Here is an 18814-nt window from a genome sequence, read left to right as displayed (position 1 = left end):
TACTATTTACCAAAGCCGTACTAATGTAATTACCTTTAGCAGCATTATCAATCCCGAAAAACAGAACGTTTAATTGATGGTCGTCAATATAGGCGTTAATCCATTTGAAAATAGATTCATAATCAATCACACCAGGGTCTGGTTCAACTTCACATACCCCTTTTTTAGCCAACTCACGATAAGCTAATCCATCTGCTCTCTCTTTAGCTTCAATTGACCCATTATCGTGCCAAGGAATCCACGAATATTGTTCAATATGGAATTTGTCTTCTCCATTTTCTTGATAAGGATAAACAAATGCGATTGCTGAATTATCTCCACCAATTGATCCATCAAAACCAACATAAACATCTTTACCATCAATATCGAAGTCATCTATAATTGCTGACTCAATATCATCAAGAGTTAAGTAGGAATTATCGTTAGTTTGAGTCCACAGGTTCATAGACTTGTTTTTAAAGCTATTAATTGAAGCAGTAACTAAACTAGCACTTCGTTCTTTCTCAATACTCTGTAAAAAGCTTTCTTTAAACCCTGGTAAATTAATCAAAGGGTTTGATTTTGCCCATGTTTCCGCTTTATAAGTTTCATCATCGTTATCTTGTGCCCAATCTAAAACTAAATAATTATAATAGTCTGGATCACGTTGGTAATCTCGCTCAATTGTCTCAAGAACTGCCATTTCCGTTTGATGAAATTCAACGTTAGGATCTTCGTAGGCTGTACTTATTCGAATGAACTGTGGGCTTTTAACGCCCATAGTTTGCCCAGATGTAATTGAATTTAGTTTCTTTTTATCATTAGCATCTGGACTTCCAAATTCATCACCAATGGCAGTAGTAAAATGAAACCCATCATAACTCCCAGAGTTAAAAGTAATCCGGATAATCCGATTTTGTGTTTTCTTAGCAATGATTTTATCCGATTGGCTTGATAGCCCTTTTAAATCAATTCCAATTTTTTCATTGTGTTTATAGAATGGATTTTTTAAATTCCGCAAAGTTTTAGCAGAAAATAAAGTAGATAAAGTTTCTTTAACATAACCCATCAATTGAGCACTTTGTTTAGCATCGATAGATGAAACAAGAAACTGTAAATTGTTCCGTCCAATGCTTTCAATTAAAAAGGAATAGCAGAGTACAATGGCCATTAAATAAGTTTTTCCATTATGACGTGCTATTGAAATAATTGAACGTGAAAATCGTTTTTGATTATCATTAGATCCACGCCAACCAATCAACATGCTTAAAACGAACTTTTGCCAGTCCATTAAATCGACCGGTTGCTTACTTTCCGCTTCCGGGCACATTTCAGCAAACTTTAATAATCTTGCCACAGAATTTATATCGTAAAAAAATGGTAAATCTTCTGTATTTTGTTTTTGTAAATCTCTTACATGTCGAAAGCAAGCAAGCTGAATATGATAACCAGCTAATATTTTTCGCTCAAGAACATCAAACGCATATTTAGTCGCTGGATCTCGATATCTTTTTTTAATATCACTAAAATCAAGTTGAGAATAAGCTGCAAACACATCTTTTGTTTTGGAAATATCTATTTTCATTTAACATTCTCCTTAGCATTAGGAGTTGTTAAATTAAATACTTTCGCAAGCGATTGAGATGTGTCATCATCTTCTTCATCATTGCCAAGACTCATCAACGAAGAACGAGAAGCCGGAGTTAGCCCAAGATTGTCAGATAGTTTATTTAATTGAGTAATTGCATTAGTAATAACTTTAACTGCGTCATTCTGTTTAAATCCGGTCAGGTCTTTATCAACGATTTGACCACTTGCGTTTTGAACTGACTTTTCAATTCGATTAACAACACCATCGTCTTCAATAGAATCATAAGCTTTCCTCAAAATCTCGTATTGAATGCAAAACATTTCAATTTGCGTTTGATCAATCTTTTTAAAATCGTATTGTCCTTGTAAAAGTGGAACAATCCTTCGCCACATCGCTGCTGCGTAAGATTTTAAATAATAAGGCGGCCGGTTCGTTAGAATTTTATTTTTTTGTGCTTTTTTTGACATATACTTTTAAGCTTCTCCTTTCCCGTAAACGTTGATTTAACGGCATTTTGATTTTTGACCCCCCTATTAAAAAAATTTAAATTTTCTTGCTGTTAAGAAAGTCAGACTGTGTGTGTGCTCCCCATGATTGAAAAAGAGGGGCGGGGTATTGATACATTTAAATAAAAAAATAACCCCCATTATCTAGCGGTTAGATAGTAGGGGCTGTTTTAATAGCATTTGTTTAGGGTCTATAATTATAAATAGCCCCTCAAAAACATTGCTAAAATAGCCCCCAATATCTATAATGTAGATATTGGGGGCTATTTTTTTGCTTTTATCAATAAATAACATCTGCTTTTCAGAAAAATTGTTGGACCTTTGTACTAATTGAACTAATTTCTTGCTGAGATAAAGTGGCCACAACTTCGCCATCTGATCGTTTTGTTGGGTCGACAGCACGGACATGTTGCAATAACGCTGTCCCGTGAATTTCCCCGTTATCTATCCTGATAAATAACGGCGATTTAGCATACTTTTCTTGGGTACGATATTTGTCAGAGGTACTGATTGGCACAACTAGCACCGTATTAAAATAGCGATTATAGTGATCGTTGCTTACAACTAAACACGGTCGCTTTTTCTTAGTTTCAGTGCCTTTAGCCGGATCTAAATTAATCCATAAAATAGAACCTTGTTTTAATTTCATTAATCAAAGTCTTCGCTTTCTACGTCTTTACCCCAATCAACTTCTGTTGTACTGAGATTTCCAAACTTTTTTTCTTGTTCATCAACAAGTTGCCATAGATCCGGTTTACTACGAACAATCATTACTTTACCATTTGGTTCAATCTGCCATTCAATTGTGTCAGTAGACCGAACTTTTAACAGTTCACGTACTGTTTTAGGAATTGTAATCTGATTTTTACTTGTGATCTTCGAGCTAACCTTAGTTACATTACCTGCGCTCACAATATCATCTCCTTATTTTTTCCTTACAAAAATAATAACATAACTGCTTTAATATCTCAAGAAAAGGAGAAAAGACTATGCAACAAGTTGTTTTACCCATCAAAGATTCAAACGTTCTTAAAGAGGTTCAAGATACGTTACTCAATAACTTTAAAGCTGGCCGACGTAACTATACGATTTTTCAAGTTGGTAAAGCGACGCTACTGCGAGTGAGTGACGTTATGGGCTTAAAACAGGCCGATATTTTTAATCCGGACGGTTCTATTAAACAAAATGCGTTTATTCATGACCGAAAAACTGGTAAACCTAATACCTTGTACCTTAAACCTGTTCAAACAGAGCTCTTATTGTACCGTCAATGGCTGCTTGATCATAAGCTGGATTCTGAATGGCTCTTTCCTTCAATTCAACACCCAGAACGTCATATTACTGAAAAACAGTTCTACAAAATTATGAGTAAGGTTGGCGATCTATTAGGAATTAATTATCTAGGTACTCATACGATGCGCAAAACTGGGGCTTATCGTGTTTACACGCAATCAAATTACAATATTGGCCTAGTCATGCACTTACTAAATCACTCAAGTGAATCAATGACTTTAGCTTATTTAGGCTTGGATCAAGCAAGTACAGAAAACATGTTGAACCAAATTGATTTTGGGTAAATTAGTTTGATTTTGTTGTCGCCAACGGTGACTTATGATACAGGTTTTTAATGGGTCTAGAACAACATAGAATAAATTCTATGTGTAAGTGCGCATTGACCTCGTTTCACTCGGTCTTCTGATAACCATAAAATCAATTTTTGCCGTTGTTGAATGGAATGTATTCTTAATTCAATTTATGCTTTGACTTAACATTCTCTGTATGATATAGTGTCGGTGATTATTTTTAATATGATTAGAGGGATCGTTATGTCTCAAAGCAGCTTAGAAAAACAAGAAGCTAAATTAAAACAGCTTAATCAAAAGATTAAAGCTGAAAAAAATAAGATTGAACAACGGCTAGGTAAACAAATCATCAGTCAAGCCAATTTAGATTATGCTAATTTGTCTAACGATCAGATTAAGCTTTTAGCCAAGCAATTTTCTGAATTTTTAAAGGTAAAGTCCGTAGATCATTAGCCATACGAGATGGGGAAATTCCATGTCTAATCAATATGAAAAACTAGTCGAGCAGCAAGCGCGTTTAAAACAAAAAATTGAGCGGGAAGATTTTAAATTACGGCAATCTAAATACTATGAAAACCGCCAAGCACGTAAAGCCCGTTCTCGCCGACTAATTCAAAAAGGAGCCTTACTCGAAAAATACTTTCAAGCTAATAACCTCTCGGTCGAACAAACCGAAGAACTTTTAAAAACATTTGCTGACTATGTTAACGCCCATAAACCGGATAAATTAAAAAACGATCAACCTAATAACTAGGCCGATCGTTTTTATTTTCAGGATTGTTTTTTGGCTTAATTTCTAGATTGTGTTTAGCAAAGTCTTTTAACTGTTTTTGAATTCTTTGTGTAAGCTCTGCTTTACTTTCTTTGTGCTTCCTTTTACTTGATCGCTGTTGAATTATCTTTTGACCCTTACCTCTTCTTTCAGATTTTAGGTCAAGCGTAAAATCTGAAATTTTATTTTGATCTAGCTTACTTAAATGACCGATTTCTTTAAAGTTTAAACCGGCTTTGAGAAAGCGATAAATATTACCAAGATCAACCCAGGAAGGTTTCTTCAACCCAGCGGATTGCCAATCTTGAATCGGATAATATTGTTGCTTGATATAAGCCGACTTCTTTTCATACTGACTAGTAATTTTAAAAGCCTCGACCGTCTGTTCTGATACCCGACGAATTAAAACTGGCTGAGACTTGCCACCGTTAGTTTCTACAAAACTAACGTATAGGCTGACTAAGTCATTAGTCCTCATCTGGATCGTTGAGCCAATCAGCGACCTCTTTAGCGTCTTTGAACTCGGTGACTGGTGTCCCTTCGGTCGCCTTTAAAAAGCGTAAATTAGCTCTTTCTTCTTCGCTTAAAGACGCATTAAAAGGTAAAGCACCATTAGCAACAATCCGCTTGTAAAACATGTTAATGGCCGTGGTTGGATTTAAGCCCAATTCGCTTAAAACTGCTTCGGTATCATCGGCCAAATCTTTATCAATCCTAAAGGCTGAACTTTTGAGCTGGTTAGCCTGGTTAGCTCTGACACTCATTTAAAAGCCCCCTATTCTTCTGTTTAAGCCATTTAAATCTAACTTAAGTATAAATATAGACTAGTAAGTCTTAAAACCGCTTAGAAAGGATTTTGTAGTCTTTTAGGACTAGTAGTACAACCCACTGTTATCGTTGTCGGCCGACTTTTCTTCTTCGGGGTGTTTGGCCGCATATTCTCTAGCCGCTTGTTTATTCCACCAAACGCCGAATAGGTTTTGCATGGTGCCGTACAAGTAGTTTTCCACGTTCTTGATATGCTTCTCATTGCTTCTCAGGGCGTTAAAGTAGCGTCTTAAGGCTTTAGTCATCAAAGGTTTTAGTTCTTCGTCGTCAAGCGGGATTAGAACCCCAATATCTTGATGATCTTTTTCAACTCGGTACTTAGCATTTAAGATAATGCCAATGAAGCGCCGCATTTGTTGCGGAGTGCGGCACCAGAAACTTAGTAATTGCACGGCTTCGGGTTCTAAGAAAACCGGTAAGCCACTGTCTTCATCAGTTAAGAAGTCATTAGCATGGTTCACCAAATCCTGGTTTTGCTTTTGAATTTCTGCTGGTGAAAAATGGGCTGTGGAAAAGTCCAACTTTTGAGTATCTATATTGTATCTATTAGTATCTATGTTTTTAGAGTCTTTATATAGATTGCTTTCGATTTTCGAAATTCCGCTCGTAGCAAGGGATTGAGAGCTATTGTCAACGAAGTCATGCGGACTTTCGATTTTCGAAATTCCGCTCGTAGCAAGGGATCCAACGAAGTCATGCGGACTTTCGATTTTCGAAATTCCGCTCGTAGCAAGGGATTGAGAGCTATTGTCAACGAAGTCATGCGGACTTTCGATTTTCGAAATTCCGCTCGTAGCAAGGGATTTCGGCGTTTCTTGTCCATATTCACCCCTTAAATAGACATCAGTAGCTTTCACATCGAGCTTGGAAAGGTATAAACGATTCGGTTCATTCTTTTTCGTTTTAGGATTAAATCCCATTTGAATTTGTTTTAATAGATTGGCTGTTTGTAATTCTTTTTTTATTTTAACGGCTTTTTCAGTAGCGCAGTTAAATAAGTCTTGTAGTTCTTGAACGGTAAAAATAAAGTAAACATGATTATCTTCATCAACCCAATGATTACGCAAAGAATACTCGAGCCGGTCTTTCAGTACCATATAAGCCAATTTAGCATCACTGCTTAAATGTTTATATTGCTCGCCATACATTAATACCTTAGGAAACTGGAAAAATAGGGCTCCATATACGTTATCGGCTTCATAGTAATTGAAATTTGTTGATTTTGTCATAATAAAAACTCCCTTTCTCGACTGACACACGCTGTCTCAAAAGAGAGTTGCTAAAACATTTGATTTGCTTTAAAATACAAATCTGATATGCTCTAACTGAATTACAAGGCGTTCATTTAGCCTTGAGGCTTTGTAATTTACCAGCATGTGTCTGTTTGTGAGTTGCCCAGTCGGCAACTTTTTTTAATTTCTAACAACAAAAATGGACTAAATAGCTTCAGTTAGCTACTTAGTCCATTGACTTTAATTTGTTTTTAACTATCCTTAACTTGTCCTTTGGGACTGGTTTGCGGTATAATTAACCTACAAATTAAGAACAATGTTCAGTCGATTTAGACCGGCAAGTTAAAATCGACTGAATCTAAGTAGCTGTCGTGTAGCTACTTGCTAAACCCAAAATCCCTGATTCCTCGTGAATCGGGGATTTTTCTGTTTAGCTTGATCTCTTTATTCGGTTGTTAAATTAGTCATAGTCTAGCATAGTGCTTACCTACCGGCAACTTTATTCTGTCTTGTATACTTTACCAGCCCCCATCGGTCCGTTGAGTCCGTTGATCAGATACAAGGTCTTCGTATCAATTGTTGCTATCAACTATTTGTGATTTCATCATTTTCCCCACTCAATTATTCTTGAAAGTCTCTATAAGCATTTTCTATTATGGTATCTAATAAGGTTGATCTTGATTTTGCGTTCAACTGATTAACCATTTCATCTAAACGATCAATATTCTTTTGTTGAATTGAGAAGCTTGTCTTTACTTTTCGTTCCCAATTCAATTTTTCGTTAAGTGCATCTTTTTGCTGAATGTCTCTAGCCACTTGGTAATCGTTGTTGGTACTTGAAAACTTTTCAAATTTGTTTGCCATAAGTTAATCATTCCCCTGTTTTTGGATTTCTGAAAACACGTCACTTAATAGTTTGAGAAATGGCTCTTGTTCATGCAACTTGTCATTCTGGGTTGCATATTCTAGTATGCCCTCCTTTGCAAGCATACTAGCGTTAACTAATTCCTTTTCTGGGATAACCCCAATGACATTATCTATATGTTTGAGTGCTGATAAAAATTCGTGAGAAGAATTAGTATTGTGTTTGATTCGATTGCCTAAAAAGAATACGTTGGCAGTAATATATGATTTACCACTAACTGGATCAACAACTTCATCTTGTAAAGTTCCCACACTTTGCAATACTTTTGTATGACTTTCATACCCAAATCGACTTGGTTCCATTGGAGAAATGATTTTATCGGCTACAGCTACACCATTTTTGCTTAACAGGTTCCAAGCTGGTGGCAAGTCGATAATTATGTAGTCATATTTTTGATTCAGTTCTTGCGCATTTTTAACAAACCACATAAATAATAGCAATTCTCTATTTGGTTTTGAGGCTAAACGATCTGCTACTTCTTCCAGGTTGCTAGTTGATGGAATTATCGCGATATTATCCTGAACTTGTGTCTCAATTAACCCGGAGCTTGGTTTTTCTAGGATATCTGCAATAGTGGGCTTTCCACTGAAATTAAAATGTTCATTTTCAAAAGTGCCCGTCAGACTCTTCTGTGCGTCCAAATCGATCATCAAAACTTTTTGATTTTGTGTTTGTAAAAATTTGGCGAACTGAAATGCCATTGTGGTTTTACCAACGCCACCTTTGATAGCCATAAAACTGATTACTTGCATAACACACTTTCCTCCTAACATATAAAGATAAAGGTAATACTTAACAAATACCTTGTTCTCCTACACAATACAACTTTAAGAACGCAAAATCAAGATAAAAGTAGTACTAATGGAATACATAAAACGCATAAAGGTATTTATTTGGTGGTATAAATAGGCTTCAACAATTAGTCATACCTATTATCTGTTAACATTAAATTTCTTTCGATACCTTATAAAGGTTGTCCGTTTAATTCCTGTATTACGGGCAACATCGACATCACTCATGCCTGCCTCGTAAAGCTTAAAAGCATGTTGCAAACGGGGATCATCTTTGGCATATTGGGGTTTGCGCCCATGATATTTACCCTGCTGTTTAGCGAGGGCAATCCCTTGTTGCTGCCGTTCAATGATCCGCTTACGTTCGCTTTCAGCTTGATATTTATACAGTTCAATAATGAGATTCGTCATGAGCTGGCGTAAATTAGGATCCGCAATCCCTGTCATGGACGGCAAGTTTAACACATCTAGGGTGGCACCTTTGTTCTGAATGGTGTTCATAATCTTAGTTAAGTCCTGGTTATTTCTGCCTAAGCGATCTAATTCAGTGACCAGGACAATATCACCCTCACGAATATAGGCCAACATTTTTTGCAGTTCTGGCCGATTAGTGTTAGCCCCACTTAATTTATCCGTAAATAATTTATCAACGCCTCTTAAAGCCGCTAATTGTCGATCTAAATGTTGCTCCTTGGAACTCACACGCGCATAACCAATTTTAGCCACTTTCAGTCCTCCTTTTGGACAGTCCTAATGAACACTTTTAATGCCTAGTATAGCACAGAAGCAAAAAAGGCCACTAGGGTATACCCTATTGGCCGCTTTTGAGTTTAAACTTTGTCTTCATCTAATTAATTGTCTTGTTTTTAAAAGCCATGATTCATCATTCTTAAAAATCATAAACAGTTTTGAGCTATCCAATAATACTTGATAACCATCATCAACTTTATCAACTTTAATATCGCTAGTTTCAATTTTTAAATCATTATTAGATATTACACTTGAAATGCAGTTCTTTATTTTTGAGGCAATCTGATCTTCGCAAGATTTGTTAAGTGTTTTACTAATATTTGAGTGAACTACTCCATACAGTAGGCCTTTAACATATGGGTTTTCGAAAACAGTATCTGCCAAAATGGATTCTTCGTTGTCTTCTAATATGAAATACAAACTATATAAATGTAAATATATATAATTTAAATATTGCCCAAGAACTATTAGGTTAATTACGCTAGGGGATTCCTTATCGTAAGTGAAGTCAATTGGTAAATTATATTTACCACTGACATCAGTTGTATATCTAAACTCATCACTTTTTGGACTTAGCTTATCAATGGACTCTATAATATCAAAAAAATTTTCCTGTAAAATATTGAGATCATTTTCGTCTAATAATTTTTTAAATGAATTGCTCAATTCAGTCAAACAATGGCTCTCTTTATTACCAATATTAAATTTACTTCCTGTAGCAATTGATACGTTAGTTATCTCGTCTTTTAAACTTAGCTCTATATAATGCCTGGCAAGAAATAATGCTGGCATTAAAAAAGATTCTGAATCATTGCTCGATCCAGCAATTACAAGCTTAAAAGCTTTAAAATATCCCTCTTCATACGAGTATTGATAATCATCATACTCCTGGCCAATAGGGGCGTTGTAGTTAGTAGCCTCACTATAGCTTGTAAGAGAACTCTTTGTATCCGATGATTCCTCAGGAATAGCTGATAAACTTTTTGCAAGATGATTTTTATAATTTTCATCAAAGGGATATTGAAGCTTGTAAGCAAAATCTTCAATATCTTTTTTCCAATTATATTTAATCTGTTTTTTCGTGTATTCCATAGCCAAACCTTCATGCATAAATTTTTTATACTGTCATTATAATCAAACAACATTAAATATAAGCCTAATTTTTCCCACTTCATAATCCAGACTTGTTGACTTGGTTGATCTTGATTTTCTATGTATAATTAAAGTTTGTAGAGAAGTTAAGGCGGTGGCTATTTCCTATCGAAGGTGGTGCTTATGGTGTTAAACCTTTAAAGCCCATTAATCCTAAAGAAAGGAGTAGCCTAAGTGTCCGTGTCGGACGCTTTACAATTAATGCTGGCTTTCGGTACCTTTACCGTGGCCTTAATTGCATTGATTGTTGAGCTGATCAAAAGTCAGCAAAAAAATAACCGCCTTAGCTCTGGCAAGCTAGCGGTTATTAAATATCGTTAGAATCTGCCACCGTCTTAAACGGCTCTACATGGGAAGCCCTGTTCACTCGGGGCTTCCCTTTTTCTGTCTACATTATAGCATGACTATGATGGACTTTCGACTATTTTTAATCAGCTTTCTAGCAGTTTTTAGGGAACACACGTTTGCCTTCTGTGCTACAATACAGGTAAAAGCTAACGGAAGTGATGAAATTGTTTACTCATGATGAACCGCATGGCGTGTTCTTCTTAATCGATAACAAGTCCTTTTATGCTAGTTGCGAAGCCGTTGCCCGGGGCCTTAATCCCTTAAAAGTCCCGTTAGTGGTCCTTAGCGAAGCTGAAAATACTAATGGCGGGCTCATTTTAGCCACGTCACCCGAAGCTAAGCACTTATTTCATCTTAAAGCCAACGTCTCCCGTAAACGTGACTTACCCAATGACTCCAGGTTGTGGGTCGTGCCACCGCGCATGAACCTTTATATTCAACGTAATTTGCAGATCAATCAGATCTTTCATCAATTTACCACTGAACAAGAGGTTTGGCCGTATTCGATTGATGAAAGCATTCTTGATATGACCTATACTTGGCGGCTTTTTGGCAATTCCGTTCGCGAAGTGGCGCGCTTGATTCAAAAGACAGTTCGGCAAAAGCTAGGCTTGTATACCACCGTGGGAATTGGTGACAATCCGGTGCAAGCTAAATTAGCCTTAGACCTTTACGCTAAACATAATCATGAATTGATCGGTGAAATCCATTACGAAACTGTGCCGGATAAAATTTGGTCAATTACTGAATTAACGGACGTTTGGGGGATTGGCCCCCGTATGGCGAAACGTTTGAACCGCCTTCACATTCACAATATGTATGAGCTAGCCCATACCAACCCTTATTTACTCAAACAGCAGCTTGGCGTCATTGGTAGCCAGTTATTTGCTACGGCCTGGGGAATTGATCGCGCGCAAGTTACGGAACCAACTAAGGTTAAAGAAGCTAGCCTGGGTAATTCGCAAGTATTGCCACGAGATTATTTTAACCAAGTCGAAATTGAAACCGTCATTAAAGAAATTGGGGAACAGGTGGCGGCGCGGCTTCGGCACCACCATAAACTAGCGGGGTGTCTATCGCTAAGCATTGGGTTTTCCTATGCCACAGCTGAAGCAGATGGTCGCGGTGGCTTTCACCAAGCTTTAAAAATTGACCCGACTAACGACAATCAAGTTTTGACGCAACAATTATTGTGGTTATTCCGTCAGAATTGGGACGGTCAAGCTGTCCGGAATATTGGCGTTTATAGCAGTAAACTAAGTGCCAACTCCGGCCAACAACTTAATTTATTTGAAACACCGCGTAACCAAATTCGCCGTAGCCGGTTAAACCAGGTGATTGATGAAATTCACCGGCAATTTGGGTTCACCAAACTAGTTTACGCGACCAGTTTATTAAAGGGGGGCACCGCTATCAAGCGGGCTTCACTAGTGGGCGGACATAATGGAGGTAATAGCTATGAATAGCGATATCAAGATTATTAAGGGGCGGTTAACTCGATTGTTTAAGCGGCGTCCCAAAACCCGCTATTGGTTAATGTTGACTAATGACACCTACGATCAGACCTATAATCTGTTTTTTAACAGTCAACGGGCTAACGAGCGCTTGCAATCCGTTCCCTTACATAAATTAGCTAACTATGATTTAGCTGATTTAGAAAAGCTGTTAAAAGCATTACGACAAGATATAAAGCTAACGATCGAATTTGTCGGCTTTACAGGAGAACGGTGGCCGGCAAGTCAAAAGCTGATTCAACGAAAGCGGGTGCCCCTTGAATAACCAAGACTTTGATTTAGGCACGGTTAAGCATTTTTTTGAACATGATTATCATGACCGGGGCATGATGAAATGGCAGGGCTTCTATTTATCCGATCATACTGCCGCTTTAAACCAACGGAACCAGCAGTTGAATGAAATATACGTTCCACGACCTCAACAATCCTTAGCAGTAATTACCGAGGTATTGGCGGACGCATATCAGCGTCAGCAACCAGTGACCATTCAACTAAAAACGGTTGACCAAAACAACCGTCATTGGCCAGATATCACCACCTTGATTCATGGTTACAATGCCAATGATATTGTGGTTGATGCTGATCGGTTTATCCCACTACCAGAAGTTCGAAATGTTTCAACATAAAAGGACGGAACGGTTACTTAATAATTAACCTTCCGTTTTTTTGATGCTTGTCTATTTGGCTTTATTTGTATCCTAGCTATATTAAATTATGAAGCCTAAATGCTAATCTGTTCGCGTATAATAAACTAGTGAGTAATTTAAAAGTGGGGGAAGGACTGTTTTTATGTTGGAACTGTCGTTTGAAAAAGAAGTTGTTAAAACCTTAACGACTGGAAGCAATCAATGGGTGGAACGCAAAGACCTGTATGGTGCGACGCCGGATCAATTATGGGCTAATTTTCGTGATAAATTAAATAACAATAACTATGCTAAATTACAGGGACACCCTTTAACTGATACCGAATTTAATCAGGTTAAACGGGCGATTGAGGTCCGGACACCTTACGAAGCAGCTAAGTTACTAGCCGCCGAAAATGGCATTGGCAAAGTTGAAGTTGAACGTGATGATGCTAAGCTGGGCACGGTTACGCTCGAGTTGTTTTGGAAAGCGGACGTTGCTGGCGGTAAATCTAGTTATGAAGTGGTACGGCAAGCAGTGCGACCACGGTTAGCTGGTACTCAAGATGTCGATCCTGATCGCCGTTTTGACGTAACCCTATTGATTAATGGGTTACCCTTAATTCAATTGGAACTAAAAAAAGCCACGGTCGAACTTAACCAGGCTTTTAATCAAATTGAAAAATACGCGCAGGAAGGTAAATATACGGGGATTTACTCGCTGTTGCAAATGTTTGTGATTATGACACCGGATAGTACGGCGTATTTTGCGAATGCCGAACCGGATCATTTCAATAAAGCCTTTTTGTTCAATTGGCGAACGCGGGATAATCACCCCGTGGAAAACGGCTTAGCGTTTACGCGCCAAGTCCTTAATATTCCCATGGCCCACAAAATGGTCAGTGAATATACGGTCATCGACCAAGAACGTCAGAGCTTAATTCTCTTACGGCCTTATCAGATTTATGCGATTGAAGCCGTGATGCACCGGATTCATGACCATCAAGATGGCTTTGTTTGGCATACCACGGGTTCTGGTAAAACACTCACCTCATATAAAACCGCTAAATTAGCGGCGCAAGATCCCGGTGTCGATAAGGTCATCTTCTTAGTTGACCGGCAGGATTTAGACGAACAGACAACCAGCAACTTTAGTGCCTATGCTGCCAATGACGATATTGCCATTAACGAAGCCCAAAATACCGGTGATTTAATGCGTAAGTTGCAACAAAATGACGGTAAGGTCTTGGTCACCTCGATTCAAAAACTCCATCGGGCGGTCAAAAAAACGCAAGCCCAGCTGGCAACCGGTAAGCAATCCCGCTTTAGTAAGACTTTAAAGCAACGGGTGATCTTCTTTGTTGACGAAGCCCACCGGTCGCAATTTGGCAAAATGCAAAAGGAAATTCGCGCAGCGTTTGTCAATAGTAATTGGTATGGTTACACCGGCACCCCCATCTTTAATGAAAATAAGAAACAGCTCAAGGGGGACCTAGCGGTTACCACTGAGGAGCTATTTGGTAAAGTCTGTCACGTTTATAACTTGCGAGACGCCTTAGAGGACCAAGCCGTGTTACCGTTTAACGTCGAACATGTAACAACGATTGGCAAAGATACGTTAATAACCCGGGCCCTCGAAAAAGAAGCCCAGCGCGTCAAAGCGCGTCGTGATAAGCAAGGACGCTTGCTGAGTACAGCTGATGAAGCAAAAATTCAAGCCAAGATTCAAGCGATGTCAGTAAAGGACTTGGAAGAAACGTATTTAACTCCGGCTGACTTTGAGACCGATGAACATATTAACCAAGTTGTTCAATATATTTTACAAAAAGGCCCGCGTAAAACGAGTTTGGGTCATGGCAACTATAATGCGATTTTGACCACCAGTTCCATTGAAATGGCGCAACGCTATTATCAAGCCTTTATGGCCGCTAAAAGGGCCACTCACAATCAGCTAGATCCTGATTGGCCCCGAATTGCGATTACTTATTCATTAAGTGAAAACGAAGATCAGAGTGCGCAAAAACATGACCAAATGGCCACCATTTTAAAAGATTATAATCAGCAGTATCACACTAATTTTGATTTAGCCGATCTGAATCTCTATAACGAAGATGTCGCGAAACGGGCTGCCCGGCGTGAGGCGGTCTTTGCTCATTTGCAACCCGATCAGGAAATTAATTTAGTGATTGTCGTACGCCGTTTATTAACAGGCTTTGATGCCCCTCGGCTAAACACGCTCTTTGTTGACCGCACCTTAGCTTATCAAGAACTCATTCAAGCCTACTCACGCACCAACCGGCTCCAAAACCGGGAATTAAAACAAGAAGGCCAAATTGTGACCTTTCGGGTGCCGGCAATCATGGAAGCGAATGAACGTGAAGCTTACAAGTTATATAGTGGCGAAGGCTCTTTTAATGTCATCATTCGTCCCACTTATCAGCAGGCCGTCTTAAAATTTCAAAAGGCTGTGGTGGATTTAAAAGCCATTGCTCCAACGCCGACGGCTGCCGATGACCTTAAAGGAACTACTGCCAAGGTACAGTTTGTGAAAGCCTTTCGCCAAGTGAATCAACAATTGAATTCCTTATCCATGTACAACGATTTCACTTGGAAAAATAGTGAAAAGGCCTTTGGTATTGCTCAGCCCGAAGTAGAATCCTATACGGGTAAATATCTGCGGATTAAAGCGGCGGTTATTAACCAAAAGCCTCCCGAAGAGTTGGCCGCTTTAGACTTTTCCTTAGCCGTTGGTTCAGTAGTCTTGGTGGATTATGATTATTTGACGCAATTAATTCAAGATTGGATTGATGAACAGCAACGGTACTCGACGCCTGATCAAGCCCAAGCGCATATGACAGATTACCTGCAAAACAGTGCCAAAGTACAGGCTAGTTTGAATAAATTAGCGGAAACGCAACCGCAACAGGCTCAATTAATTCGCGAAGCCATGCCTTATATTGAGCAACAAATGCAACAGTTTCAGCAACAGAGTGACCAAAATCAAGCGCCAGTAGCGTTGAATGCTCGGGAGTTGGTGGCTGATTATGCCCAGAGACAATTGGTCAAAAAAACGTCGGTATTCGCCCACACGTGGGGCTTAGATCAAACAGCCCTATTGCGGGTGGCGCGTGAACACACCGTGGGTACCGATGAATGGCATCATGAACAAGAATTAACGCAGTCAGCGAATTTAGCAGCGGCCTTACAAGCTCAAACTGCCGCTGGGCCGAAGATTCCAGCTATTTTGCCACTATACCGGATTAAGTCCCAGGCCGCTTGGCGGCAGTTTATTGAACACGATTTAGCAATTTATCTACAAAAATAAGTGAGGTTAAACAATGTCAGAAAAAACAACTCAAGCTAGTCAACTTGAAAGCGCCCTATGGAATGCGGCCGATGTCTTACGCGGGAAAATGGACGCTTCTGAATATAAAAATTATTTATTGGGGTTAATTTTTTATCGGTTTCTATCTGAGAAAACCTTAACGACCTTTAGTGATTGGGCAGGCGAAACCGAAAATGTCACCCGGAAATATGCTCAGTATATGGATCCGCAGTTTGAGTTGGAAGGCGTCTCAGTGCAGCCCAGTTTAGTGGAGTATTTGCAAAACACGCTTGGCTATTTAATTCAACCACAAGCGTTGTACACCACCCTGATTGGCAAGATTCAAGCCCATACTTTTGCGTTAGACGATTTATCTCAAGCACTTCATGATCTGGAACAGTCGACACAAAATCTATCTTCAGCGCAAGACTTTTCGGGCTTGTTTGCCGATGTGGATTTAAGTAGTAATAAATTAGGCAGTTCTTTACAACAACGGAATCAAACTATCAGTGATACCATGTTAGCTTTAAATGCGATTGATCTTATCCATCATCAAGGCGACGTCCTAGGTGACGCCTATGAATACTTAATCGCGCAATTTGCCAGTGATTCTGGTAAGAAGGCGGGTGAATTTTATACTCCACGGCAGGTTTCCGACATTATTGCCCAGATTGTGACTTATCAGCGCAATGCAGGTGACAACCAAGTGCGGACTATCTATGATCCAGCAGTTGGTTCTGGTTCGCTGCTATTAAATGTCGGACAGCACGTGCAAAATCCGGGTTTAGTGAGTTACCACGGTCAAGAATTGAACACCACAACCTATAACCTGGCCCGAATGAACTTAATGTTACATGGAGTCTCGTATGACGATATGCACTTACGCAATGGTGACACGTTAAGTAAAGATTGGCCGGTTGACGAACCTTACTTATTTGATGCGGTCGTTATGAACCCGCCCTACTCGGCGCACTGGGATAACAGTGATAAACGCTTGTCTGATCCCCGTTTCCGCGACTATGGCGTCTTACCACCTAAATCTAAAGCCGACTTTGCCTTTCTGCTACACGGCTTTTATCATTTGCAGGAACACGGGACTATGGGCATTGTCTTACCCCATGGCGTATTATTTCGGGGTGCTACAGAAGGCAAAATTCGCCAAAAGCTTCTGCTGGATAACCGGATTGATGCCATTATTGGACTACCCGCCAATATTTTTCATTCCACTGGTATTCCAACGTTAATCATGATTTTAAAGAAACATAAAACCACTGATGACGTCTTGTTTATTGATGCGTCACGGGAATTTGAAAAGGACAAAAATCAAAATAAGCTAACGGCAGCCAATATTCAAAAAATTGTGACCACTTATCAAAACCGGCAAGATGTCGATAAATATGCTCATGTGGCCTTACCGGCGGAAATCAAAGAGAATGATTATAATTTAAATATTCCGCGCTACGTTGATACGTTTGAACCGGAACCCGAGATTGATCTAGACCAAGTTAAAGCTGATCTGAAGCAACTAGACGAGGAAATCAGTCAGAATGAACAAGCCTTTAATGAATTAGCTAGCCAGTTAGTGACCACCCAGGTTAATGATCAGTCAAAACCGGAGGCTCACAATGAAAGATAACCAAGCTAAATATCCGCAATTAAGATTTAAAGGTTTCACTGATCCTTGGGAACAGCGTAAGTTTGAATATTTATTAGATGAAAACGATGGTATTCGAAGAGGCCCATTTGGAAGTGCGTTAAAAAAAGAATGCTTTGTCTCTCAAAGTGATTACGTTGTGTATGAGCAACAAAATGCAATATACAATAAATATGAAACTAGATACAACATCACTAAAGATAAATTTGAAGAATTAAAAAAGTTTGAGTTAAAACCTGAAGATTTTATTATGAGTGGTGCTGGAACAATAGGTAGAATTTCTAGAGTTCCTCATGGTATTGATAAAGGTGTATTTAATCAAGCGTTAATCAGATTTAGAATTGATAACCGAATAACAGATTCTGAATACTTTCTTCAGTTTATAAGAGCTGATTTTATGCAAAAAAAATTAACTAGTACTAATCCCGGATCAGCCATCACTAATTTAGTTCCAATGTCAGAAGTTAAAAAATGGGGTATATTAGTTCCGCAAATAAACGAACAGTCTAAAATAGGAATTTTCTTCAAGCAACTCGACAAGACTATCACTCTTCATCAGCGTAAGTTAGCTAAGCTTAAGGAACTTAAACAGGGCTATTTGCAAAAAATGTTCCCCAAAAATGGTAGCAAGTTCCCGCAATTAAGGTTCTCAGGGTTTGCTGACGCTTGGGAACAGTGTAAGTTGAGGGGGATTTTAGCTGAACGTAATGATCAAATAACAGAAACAAATGAATATCCTCTCATGTCTTTTGTACAAGGTAAGGGTGTTACACCTAAAGGAAAACGCTATAATCGTAGCTTTCTAGTGAAGGACGTAGATAAGAAATACAAAAAAACTGAATTGGGAGATTTCATATACAGTTCTAATAATCTTGAAACAGGTTCAATTGGATTTAATCGAACTGGAAAAGCTGTCATATCACCAGTTTATAGTATATTTAAATCTAAACGAGAACAGGAAAGTCAATTTATAGGCATTATGTCGGCCCGTAAAGATTTTATTTTTAAAATGATAAGATTTCGTCAAGGTGTTGTTTACGGTCAATGGAGAATTCATGAGTCAGATTTTTTGAATATTGATATCAGAATACCAAGTTATGAGGAACAACAATCAATTATTTGTTTCTTTGAGAAGCTCAATAAAGCTATCACCCTTCATCAGCGTAAGCTTGAAAAACTCCAAGAACTTAAAAAAGGGTATCTACAAAAGATGTTTTGCTGAGCTTAATTTGATCAAATTT

At 38.6% G+C, this 18814-nt stretch carries 20 protein-coding genes and 1 pseudogene; 10 read left to right on the top strand and 11 right to left on the bottom strand.

Annotation, left to right across the window (positions count from 1 at the left end; genetic code table 11):
* The 4 genes from BHU33_RS07300 to BHU33_RS07285 form a co-directional block, all read right to left on the bottom strand.
* Positions 1 to 1564: terminase TerL endonuclease subunit (locus BHU33_RS07300; RefSeq protein WP_103434000.1), on the bottom strand; the 1564-nt coding region annotated here is incomplete at its 3' end.
* On the bottom strand, positions 1561 to 2037 hold the full coding sequence (locus tag BHU33_RS07295; protein ID WP_054646841.1) for a phage terminase small subunit P27 family: 477 nt from the start codon (positions 2035 to 2037) through the stop codon (positions 1561 to 1563). The genes BHU33_RS07300 and BHU33_RS07295, both read right to left, overlap by 4 nt.
* A gap of 340 nt (positions 2038 to 2377) precedes the next feature.
* A complete protein-coding gene (locus tag BHU33_RS07290; RefSeq protein WP_054646842.1) occupies positions 2378 to 2725 on the bottom strand; it encodes a type II toxin-antitoxin system PemK/MazF family toxin in 348 nt (115 codons plus the stop codon).
* Positions 2725 to 2988, bottom strand: a complete 264-nt coding sequence (locus BHU33_RS07285; protein ID WP_001748062.1) for a type II toxin-antitoxin system PrlF family antitoxin — start codon at positions 2986 to 2988, stop codon at positions 2725 to 2727. The genes BHU33_RS07290 and BHU33_RS07285 overlap by 1 nt, the downstream gene beginning before the upstream one ends.
* Before the next feature lie 77 nt (positions 2989 to 3065).
* Between BHU33_RS07285 and BHU33_RS07280 the strand changes: the two genes are divergently transcribed.
* The 3 genes from BHU33_RS07280 to BHU33_RS07270 all read left to right on the top strand — a co-directional run bounded on the left by BHU33_RS07280 (position 3066) and on the right by BHU33_RS07270 (position 4413).
* On the top strand, positions 3066 to 3653 hold the full coding sequence (locus tag BHU33_RS07280) for a site-specific integrase (protein WP_025016518.1): 588 nt from the start codon (positions 3066 to 3068) through the stop codon (positions 3651 to 3653).
* Positions 3654 to 3902: 249 nt separating this feature from the next.
* Positions 3903 to 4112, top strand: coding sequence for a hypothetical protein (locus BHU33_RS07275; RefSeq protein WP_054646843.1), 210 nt, complete (start codon positions 3903 to 3905; stop codon positions 4110 to 4112).
* A 22-nt stretch (positions 4113 to 4134) separates the two neighbouring features.
* Complete coding sequence (locus tag BHU33_RS07270; RefSeq protein WP_003646133.1) at positions 4135 to 4413, top strand: hypothetical protein; 279 nt, start codon at positions 4135 to 4137, stop codon at positions 4411 to 4413.
* Here BHU33_RS07270 and BHU33_RS07550 read toward each other — a convergent pair.
* The 7 genes from BHU33_RS07550 to BHU33_RS07680 form a co-directional block, all read right to left on the bottom strand.
* On the bottom strand, positions 4403 to 4909 hold the full coding sequence (locus BHU33_RS07550) for a hypothetical protein (RefSeq protein WP_054646844.1): 507 nt from the start codon (positions 4907 to 4909) through the stop codon (positions 4403 to 4405). The genes BHU33_RS07270 and BHU33_RS07550 overlap by 11 nt on opposite strands.
* On the bottom strand, positions 4899 to 5195 hold the full coding sequence (locus BHU33_RS07260; protein WP_054646845.1) for a type II toxin-antitoxin system RelB/DinJ family antitoxin: 297 nt from the start codon (positions 5193 to 5195) through the stop codon (positions 4899 to 4901). Before BHU33_RS07260 ends, BHU33_RS07550 begins: the two co-directional genes overlap by 11 nt.
* Before the next feature lie 108 nt (positions 5196 to 5303).
* On the bottom strand, positions 5304 to 6488 hold the full coding sequence (locus BHU33_RS07255; RefSeq protein ID WP_054646846.1) for a replication initiator protein A: 1185 nt from the start codon (positions 6486 to 6488) through the stop codon (positions 5304 to 5306).
* Between the two features lie 624 nt (positions 6489 to 7112).
* Positions 7113 to 7355 carry a hypothetical protein gene (locus tag BHU33_RS07250; RefSeq protein ID WP_003590746.1) on the bottom strand — a complete coding sequence of 81 codons (243 nt, stop codon included), beginning with the start codon at positions 7353 to 7355 and terminating at the stop codon, positions 7113 to 7115.
* Positions 7356 to 7358: 3 nt separating this feature from the next.
* Complete coding sequence (locus tag BHU33_RS07245; RefSeq protein WP_054646847.1) at positions 7359 to 8168, bottom strand: ParA family protein; 810 nt, start codon at positions 8166 to 8168, stop codon at positions 7359 to 7361.
* Between the two features lie 180 nt (positions 8169 to 8348).
* Complete coding sequence (locus BHU33_RS07240; protein WP_056997545.1) at positions 8349 to 8933, bottom strand: recombinase family protein; 585 nt, start codon at positions 8931 to 8933, stop codon at positions 8349 to 8351.
* Positions 8934 to 9050: 117 nt separating this feature from the next.
* Positions 9051 to 10049, bottom strand: a complete 999-nt coding sequence (locus tag BHU33_RS07680; protein ID WP_225355268.1) for a hypothetical protein — start codon at positions 10047 to 10049, stop codon at positions 9051 to 9053.
* A gap of 234 nt (positions 10050 to 10283) precedes the next feature.
* Here BHU33_RS07680 and BHU33_RS07230 point away from each other — a divergent pair.
* From BHU33_RS07230 to BHU33_RS07200, 7 genes and pseudogenes are all read left to right on the top strand, one after another.
* Positions 10284 to 10382, top strand: a pseudogene (locus BHU33_RS07230) (putative holin-like toxin); the annotation flags it as partial.
* A gap of 233 nt (positions 10383 to 10615) precedes the next feature.
* Positions 10616 to 11923 carry a Y-family DNA polymerase gene (locus BHU33_RS07225; RefSeq protein WP_056997544.1) on the top strand — a complete coding sequence of 436 codons (1308 nt, stop codon included), beginning with the start codon at positions 10616 to 10618 and terminating at the stop codon, positions 11921 to 11923.
* On the top strand, positions 11916 to 12236 hold the full coding sequence (locus BHU33_RS07220; RefSeq protein ID WP_054646849.1) for a hypothetical protein: 321 nt from the start codon (positions 11916 to 11918) through the stop codon (positions 12234 to 12236). The genes BHU33_RS07225 and BHU33_RS07220 overlap by 8 nt, the downstream gene beginning before the upstream one ends.
* Positions 12229 to 12597 (top strand): hypothetical protein, encoded by a 369-nt coding sequence (locus BHU33_RS07215; protein ID WP_054646850.1) that lies wholly within the window; start codon positions 12229 to 12231, stop codon positions 12595 to 12597. Before BHU33_RS07220 ends, BHU33_RS07215 begins: the two co-directional genes overlap by 8 nt.
* 163 nt (positions 12598 to 12760) lie before the next feature.
* Positions 12761 to 15919 carry a type I restriction endonuclease subunit R gene (locus BHU33_RS07210; protein WP_056997543.1) on the top strand — a complete coding sequence of 1053 codons (3159 nt, stop codon included), beginning with the start codon at positions 12761 to 12763 and terminating at the stop codon, positions 15917 to 15919.
* A gap of 13 nt (positions 15920 to 15932) precedes the next feature.
* Entirely contained in the window at positions 15933 to 17555 is a 1623-nt protein-coding gene (locus BHU33_RS07205) for a type I restriction-modification system subunit M (RefSeq protein ID WP_056997542.1), read from the top strand.
* A complete protein-coding gene (locus BHU33_RS07200) occupies positions 17545 to 18795 on the top strand; it encodes a restriction endonuclease subunit S (RefSeq protein WP_054646851.1) in 1251 nt (416 codons plus the stop codon). Before BHU33_RS07205 ends, BHU33_RS07200 begins: the two co-directional genes overlap by 11 nt.
* Positions 18796 to 18814 lie beyond the last annotated feature (19 nt).

Source organism: Fructilactobacillus lindneri DSM 20690 = JCM 11027 (genome assembly GCF_002907375.1).
Lineage (GTDB): Bacteria > Bacillota > Bacilli > Lactobacillales > Lactobacillaceae > Fructilactobacillus > Fructilactobacillus lindneri.
This window is presented reverse-complemented; position numbering and strand designations above follow the sequence as displayed.

Excerpts from the sequence above, each read along its gene's own strand:
- BHU33_RS07295 (WP_054646841.1), bottom strand. The coding sequence starts at position 2,037 with ATGTCAAAAAAAGCACAAAAAAATAAAATTCTAACGAACCGGCCGCCT.
- BHU33_RS07290 (WP_054646842.1), bottom strand. The coding sequence starts at position 2,725 with ATGAAATTAAAACAAGGTTCTATTTTATGGATTAATTTAGATCCGGCT.
- BHU33_RS07280 (WP_025016518.1), top strand. The coding sequence starts at position 3,066 with ATGCAACAAGTTGTTTTACCCATCAAAGATTCAAACGTTCTTAAAGAG.
- BHU33_RS07275 (WP_054646843.1), top strand. The coding sequence starts at position 3,903 with ATGTCTCAAAGCAGCTTAGAAAAACAAGAAGCTAAATTAAAACAGCTT.
- BHU33_RS07270 (WP_003646133.1), top strand. The coding sequence starts at position 4,135 with ATGTCTAATCAATATGAAAAACTAGTCGAGCAGCAAGCGCGTTTAAAA.
- BHU33_RS07550 (WP_054646844.1), bottom strand. The coding sequence starts at position 4,909 with ATGAGGACTAATGACTTAGTCAGCCTATACGTTAGTTTTGTAGAAACT.
- BHU33_RS07260 (WP_054646845.1), bottom strand. The coding sequence starts at position 5,195 with ATGAGTGTCAGAGCTAACCAGGCTAACCAGCTCAAAAGTTCAGCCTTT.
- BHU33_RS07255 (WP_054646846.1), bottom strand. The coding sequence starts at position 6,488 with ATGACAAAATCAACAAATTTCAATTACTATGAAGCCGATAACGTATAT.
- BHU33_RS07250 (WP_003590746.1), bottom strand. The coding sequence starts at position 7,355 with ATGGCAAACAAATTTGAAAAGTTTTCAAGTACCAACAACGATTACCAA.
- BHU33_RS07245 (WP_054646847.1), bottom strand. The coding sequence starts at position 8,168 with ATGCAAGTAATCAGTTTTATGGCTATCAAAGGTGGCGTTGGTAAAACC.
- BHU33_RS07680 (WP_225355268.1), bottom strand. The coding sequence starts at position 10,049 with ATGGAATACACGAAAAAACAGATTAAATATAATTGGAAAAAAGATATT.
- BHU33_RS07225 (WP_056997544.1), top strand. The coding sequence starts at position 10,616 with ATGAAATTGTTTACTCATGATGAACCGCATGGCGTGTTCTTCTTAATC.
- BHU33_RS07220 (WP_054646849.1), top strand. The coding sequence starts at position 11,916 with ATGAATAGCGATATCAAGATTATTAAGGGGCGGTTAACTCGATTGTTT.
- BHU33_RS07210 (WP_056997543.1), top strand. The coding sequence starts at position 12,761 with ATGTTGGAACTGTCGTTTGAAAAAGAAGTTGTTAAAACCTTAACGACT.
- BHU33_RS07205 (WP_056997542.1), top strand. The coding sequence starts at position 15,933 with ATGTCAGAAAAAACAACTCAAGCTAGTCAACTTGAAAGCGCCCTATGG.
- BHU33_RS07200 (WP_054646851.1), top strand. The coding sequence starts at position 17,545 with ATGAAAGATAACCAAGCTAAATATCCGCAATTAAGATTTAAAGGTTTC.